7 protein-coding genes and 2 pseudogenes are annotated in these 6,009 nt (G+C 36.7%); 3 read left to right on the forward strand and 6 right to left on the reverse strand.

All coding sequences use genetic code 11. The features are described from left to right. Positions 1–84: 84 nt before the first annotated feature. Positions 85–525 (forward strand): annotated as a pseudogene (gene hxpB / locus CBG25_RS03460) (hexitol phosphatase HxpB); the annotation flags it as partial. Positions 526–712: 187 nt separating this feature from the next. After that, positions 713–1,306, forward strand: coding sequence for a metal-dependent hydrolase (locus CBG25_RS03465; protein ID WP_290604538.1), 594 nt, complete (start codon positions 713–715; stop codon positions 1,304–1,306). A gap of 369 nt (positions 1,307–1,675) precedes the next feature. On the opposite strand, the gene CBG25_RS03470 is transcribed toward CBG25_RS03465, so the two are convergent. After that, positions 1,676–1,933, reverse strand: coding sequence for a hypothetical protein (locus CBG25_RS03470; RefSeq protein ID WP_290604540.1), 258 nt, complete (start codon positions 1,931–1,933; stop codon positions 1,676–1,678). A 106-nt stretch (positions 1,934–2,039) separates the two neighbouring features. Between CBG25_RS03470 and CBG25_RS03475 the strand changes: the two genes are divergently transcribed. After that, the gene (locus CBG25_RS03475; RefSeq protein ID WP_290604542.1) at positions 2,040–2,255 is read left to right on the forward strand and encodes a hypothetical protein; all 216 of its coding nucleotides are present in this window, start codon (positions 2,040–2,042) and stop codon (positions 2,253–2,255) included. A 127-nt stretch (positions 2,256–2,382) separates the two neighbouring features. Here the strand turns inward: CBG25_RS03475 and CBG25_RS03480 are convergent, their stop codons facing one another. The 5 genes and pseudogenes from CBG25_RS03480 to CBG25_RS03500 all read right to left on the reverse strand — a co-directional run. Then, a complete protein-coding gene (locus tag CBG25_RS03480) occupies positions 2,383–2,736 on the reverse strand; it encodes a plasmid partitioning/stability family protein (protein WP_290604544.1) in 354 nt (117 codons plus the stop codon). A 9-nt stretch (positions 2,737–2,745) separates the two neighbouring features. Continuing rightward, positions 2,746–3,699, reverse strand: a complete 954-nt coding sequence (parM, locus tag CBG25_RS03485; protein ID WP_290604546.1) for a plasmid segregation protein ParM domain-containing protein — start codon at positions 3,697–3,699, stop codon at positions 2,746–2,748. Positions 3,700–3,907: 208 nt separating this feature from the next. Beyond that, positions 3,908–4,459: a ProQ/FINO family protein gene (locus CBG25_RS03490; protein ID WP_290604548.1), complete on the reverse strand. Its 552-nt coding sequence runs from the start codon at positions 4,457–4,459 to the stop codon at positions 3,908–3,910. A gap of 3 nt (positions 4,460–4,462) precedes the next feature. Continuing rightward, positions 4,463–5,404, reverse strand: a complete 942-nt coding sequence (locus CBG25_RS03495; protein WP_290604550.1) for an Rpn family recombination-promoting nuclease/putative transposase — start codon at positions 5,402–5,404, stop codon at positions 4,463–4,465. Between the two features lie 227 nt (positions 5,405–5,631). Continuing rightward, a pseudogene (locus CBG25_RS03500) lies at positions 5,632–5,868 on the reverse strand (3'-5' exonuclease); the annotation flags it as partial. Between the last annotated feature and the right edge of the window lie 141 nt (positions 5,869–6,009).

The raw sequence follows: 6,009 nt of genomic DNA on the forward strand, positions 1-6,009 counted from the left end.
ATAGTAGGGCTGCTGGTTACGATCGTATAGTATCGTAACTTATAAAGGCTTGAGCGGTATGCGGGGAAACTTGCACGTACCGTTCTTAGGGGGCGGCGTGACAGAGATGTCACGTTGCTACCCGACCAACGACCTTTATTGCCAGGTGTTAAACATGCACTTCAACTATGTCAGGATCATAATTTAAAAATTGGTTTAGCATCAGCTTCACCAAAGCACATATTAGAAAAAGTACTCACTATGTTTAATATTCGCGATTACTTTTCAGCCGTAGTATCAGCGACACCATTACCCTACAGTAAACCCCATCCAGAAATTTATTTATAAGCAGCGAAACTGCTAGCTATAGAACCAACACATTGTGTGGCTTTTGAAGACTCTTTTCATGGTATGATTGCGGTTAAAGCTGCACGTATGCGTAGTATCGTTGTCCCACCAAAAGATTATTTCACTGATCCACGTTGGACATTAGCAGACGTCAAACTCAATACGCTGGCTGAATTAACAACTAAGCATATCGTTTAAATTTGATCAATTGGCAGTAATTTGATGCATCAGTATACTGCCAAACTAATGCAATATCACTTCTCTTACAAAAAGTCGCTCTTATTATTTAATAAATAAGATATTTTTTTCGATTACACTACTCAAACTAAGCCAAAACTATTATACTTTGCAAACTGTATAAATAAACAGTTGGATATTATATGCTATGACTGCCACCGGGCATCTGTTTTTTTCAGTATCATCATTAATACTTGTGCATAAACTAGCAATAACACCTGAGTTTGCACATGGTGATTGGCTTCATTTATTAGCCGGTGCGCTACTTGGCGCACTGCTACCGGATATAGATCATCCATCCTCTTCTCTCGGACGCTTATTTCGTTTCATTTCTGTGCCAATTTGTCGTTTATGTGGTCACCGTGGTTTTACCCACAGTTTACTCGCATGGCTGCTCATTATGTTATTATCAAGTCAATTGCCCAATAGTTACTGGCTTTCTGATGCCCTGATTCAAGCATTCTTATTAGGTTATTTTAGTCATTTAGTCGGGGATATGTTAACCGCGAAAGGCATACCTTTCTTATGGCCAGCAAAAATTTCTTTCTGTTTTCCTATCTTAGGTAATAATTCTAATCAAAGAGCAGAACATTCTATCGCCATATTATTAGCTATTTGTGCGATATTAATTCCATCGAACTATCAATTACCACTACGACCACTGTTACAAGAAACAAAAAAAAACGTTATTACATATGTAGTTAATGAATTAAATGATTTAATTTTATTCCATTCACGATGAAATATTATGAATATAAAATTGAATTTAGTTATAAGGAAATTATTTTTATTGCTGATAATATATAAGGAAAAATGAGTTTCATTGGAAGTTTTTCATCATCTTACTTCACCAATGACAAAGAATCTTATACCTAGAACAATAAACCGAACTGGAGAGTGGGTATGAATTTCCCTGTAATTCTGAATGTACTTATCTTTATCCTATTATTGCACGAGTTTCGCACCAATAAAAAAACGCTCTATTTTTAAGTTTAATTCAGCATGATATATAAATAGTCAAAACCTTATAAATCAAATACAACTTATTGTAATTTAATAAAATTTATGTTTTTTAGTAACTTGCAGATTAATCATTGCTTTTAAGCCATTTTTAGAATTTTATATGCCTGTGCGAAACTCGTGAACATTTTAAATACAATAAAATAAAAAGCAGTTTATCTAGTGGGGTTGGGATAAATCCTTTCTGCCCTGCACCCATCTGCCGCTCGTGAKCTTTTCGATTCTTTTTCCGATAAATCAAATAACAAGCTGAAAATTCAGCGGCTAAATTTTTCAATTCTTCGACTGATAATCCAATGATTGCTTTACATAAACGATTATCTCGTAACAACTGCTCTTTGTTGATCATTTCAAACCGTTATTTTCTAAGTTAAACCTCTTTTTATTGTCTATAGCGTGACAAAAAATGCAAGTCTCTATTCAGCAACTAGTTTATTGTAGGTGTCTCCTATTTAGTGGGACAGCAGGAGGTGACCCCACGTCACCGTTCCCTTACTGCCCGATGTCACGAAGCCATTGACCATTTGGGGTCAAGTGGAACGTGGAATACCGGAGCCACATGTGGCGAGGATATGCCGCGAAAGCCACTTGAAGGCTTGCCGTCCCCTAAAAATGGGCGTATGGCAAGCTGGCATCGGGCAGTAAGGGAAATCCTTCAAATTTCAAATTAATGCGATGGATAAATTTGATTTTCAGGCGGAATTCAATCTATTTAAGCGATATGCTTTTTTCAATGGGTTTCTAATATCCGGTAGGGAAACATAAGCGAAGCCGCCATTAGCGGCGACATCCTTATTGTTAAGACTTCATGCCTTTTAAATTATCGATGATTTTATTATTACCAACCTGGTTATCTTTAATGGGCGTTAATTCTTGCTCCTTTTTTTCGTTAGGAGTCTTTTCAAAAACGCCCGCAACCTGTTTTATCAATGCGATAAGTTCATCTCCTGTTATTCCTTGTCGATAAAGGCTAGAAATAATTGCGGGTAATCGTGTATCTACTTCAGCTAAAGCAACACCACAAACCACTGCTTGCCTAATAAATTCCCCTCGCATTTTTAATGGTAATTTATCCATGAAATTACACGCCTCATCATCTTGAGGATAGATGTCAGGACGCAAATAAGATTGTATTTTTCGTCTATCTTTCATACATCTGCCTTATACGTAAACGAGGGTTTTAACGAGAGCAAGTTGCGCATCATACAATTTTCTAACTTTTTTATTACGAAAATGAGCAGTTACGTAATTATCAATCAATTCAGCACCACCCCCTGCTAAATAAATGCGATTGACTTTTTGAAGTTGTTCTATTTGACTAATCACACTTTTAGCGTAGTTCTCAATCGCATTATTAATTTCGGTCATGACATGATCAATCATGCTACGGTTATTAATAATTGCACTTATCTCTTTTCTCTTATCTTCAGAACTTAAAATAGCATTAGCTTCATATTCATTAATATCACTATCAGCGATCCCCATCGCTTTAATAATGGCAATAGCAACACTACGAGTACCAATTGAAGGATTACCATAAACCTCAGATACGTCCAGTTCACCACCTGTTATGATACCACAATCCATAGTAGTGCCACCCAGATCGACGATGATGCTTTTTTCCAATGGAGAAACATCATCTTTTTTCAATTCTTCTGCAACGGCAGGAACTGACTCTGGCATTACAAAAACACTTTTTATTTCAAATGATTGATTATTATTTACTTTTACTTTCCTTAAAACATTATTTTTTTTTCGTTCAATGTTAGCCATGTTCTTTTGCCCATCCTGATGAAAAAATTTATTAATAGGCAATGTGACAGTTATTTCTATTTCCTGTGGAGATAGAGTAGATGTTAATAACGCTTTATGAATCGCCAACAAATCAAGATCGCTGTATTGAAATGCTATATTTGTTGTAGAAAGAATTGCATTATGTCCCTTGTCAAAAGCGTACTTTTTCCCATCGATGTCAAAGTTCAATACTTGATTAAACGCCTCTGATTTCCACCCTTCTCTAAAAGCATTAGGTGAAATATGAGTTTTAATATTCCCGTTTTCTAGCCAGGCTAATTTCACACAGGTAGAACCATCATCGCACATCACACTGAGCATAATAAATCTCACTTATTTAAATTAATTTATAAAAAAGAAATCTTATGATCTCATAATAACACAAAAAAGAGATGTATATAAGTATATTACCTAATGTTTAATTAATTGTTATTTTTAATTCTCATTTATTGGAATTAAAGAGATAATAAAAAAACCTTATAACGAAAATGTTCGCTATATAAAGAGAATTTAAGAAATTTCATTAGTGTTATGGGTTTGATTTTTTTCGCCGTGCCAAACGTTGCAAATTATCTTCAACATCCGCTTGGGTGACCTCTCCGACTATCTGACCGGATTTGTCATAACGATTAGCACCTAACTGGATAAGTGCGCGATAATCAGCATGATAACCAATACTGCCTAAACAGGCTCTCAAACGCCTTCTGGCTATAGGGAAACCCTTTTCTTTCACTTCTTGCCACATATCTTGCTGTATACCAATTTTCATTGGGCACAACTTGCCATCAGGGAAAAGATTAGGCCAAAACGTGGTTATCTGTGAGATAGCTTCTTCTAACGGCAATCGCTTTTTAGGTTGTTGAGGCGGTTTTGGTATTTTAACCTTAACAACAGATTGAGGCTTTTCGACCCGCTTTTGGGTGGCTGGCTTAACAGGCTTTTGAGGTTTCGGTTTTTTTGCCTGTTTTTTGGGCGCAGCATTCACCCATACCTTTTTGCGGTAAACTGAGTTACTTTGTTGCTGTTCTTCCTGTGAAGCATTTCTAGGGCGATTGAGGCTTAATTTCTGGCGTTTTGTCATGGTTTAATCTTTAAACAGGTTGCTCATTTCAGTATCAGTGAGACCCGTTGATAGTTTCACGATATCTCTTTCTACGCCTTTCTCAAGAAGTTGGCGCGCTATCTTCATCGAAGCCTGTTTTTCGCCTTCAAGTTTACCTTTTTGAACACCTTTTTGTTCACCAATTTGAATACCCTTTTGAATACCTATTTCTTCAATTTTTTGAGCAATAGTCATAAGTGCTCCTTCGTGTTTCTCTGATTGTTTGGCTATCTCAGTGATAAATTCCATGGGTTTTTGTGCATTACCTTCTTGAATGAGATAGTTAAACATCGTGATAACTTGATTATCGGTATAATAATTATACGACAACAGCGTGACAATTTCATTCATAAGCTCTGTCATATCACGTCGGCGAATGTGCTTTTGAACTAACTCAAGCAAAGCCATTCGCTTATGCTTCATAATATCACTATCATCCAAGGTGGTGACATCAGCTAATTGAAAGGGATTGGTATAAATACGTTCGGCGAGTTTCCTGTCATGAAAACAGTCAAACCAATTCGTACTATAGGGATGAGGGCTTTGTTCACCGGTATAGAACAAGATAGGGAAAACCAACGGTAATTCCTTGTGTCCAGCGTCTAAATGCTTTTGCATCGCTGCCATGCTGTAGCGCATCAACCGCCATGCAATGAGCTTATCAGGCCAAGATTGTGCTTCAATCAAAACATAAATATATCCGCTACCTTTTTTTGTGCTGACGGAATAGAGAATATCACTCTGGTAATTTTTCATCTCACTATCGATAAAAGAGCCAGATTCTACTTTCAGACTATCTAGGTCACACAATGCATTAATCTCATCGGGTAGCCATATATCAAAAAAATCTTGGGCAGTTTCTTTTTCACTTAAAAACTGCTTGAATACACTGTCGTGTGGCGTTGGGGTGAATTTTTTACTCATCCGATATCTTCAATGATTGCTAGCGTCATATTGAATTATGGCAAACAAACAGGCTATATTAAATACGCTATTTATTCATTACCTATCAGATATCATAATCCAGCCATACAAAAACGCACCCTATTCTTCTCAGGTGCGTTTATTTTTTGCTATTGGTATCTTTTCATGACTAATCACAAGAAAACGGCTCAAAATCGATTACAGGCGGTTTTACAAGCATTCCTGAGTTAAGCTTGTGCCGCTTTTTCATTCTCAGCAACTTTTGCCAGAATATTTACCAACAATTTATTGATGATAAGTGTCTTCTTCGCTCTGGTCGCGGAGACATACAGCAAATTCACTTCATCTCTAAAGGCTGCTTTGTCCATTTCAGGGTCAAAAAGATTATTCGGAAAGTCATTATTGATTTCGACGATATCCCACTCCAGTCCCTTTGCTCTGTGGGCAGTGGTAACCGTAACCGTTGCTTCATCTTCACTAAACTAGTTGCTGAATAGAGACTTGCATTTTTTGTCACGCTATTGAGAATAAAAAGAGGTTTAACTTAGAGAATAAAGGTTTGAAATGATCAACAAAGAGCGGCTGTTACGAGATAATCGTTTATG

The organism is Arsenophonus sp. ENCA (assembly GCF_002287155.1).
Taxonomy (GTDB): Bacteria; Pseudomonadota; Gammaproteobacteria; order Enterobacterales; family Enterobacteriaceae; genus Arsenophonus; species Arsenophonus nilaparvatae.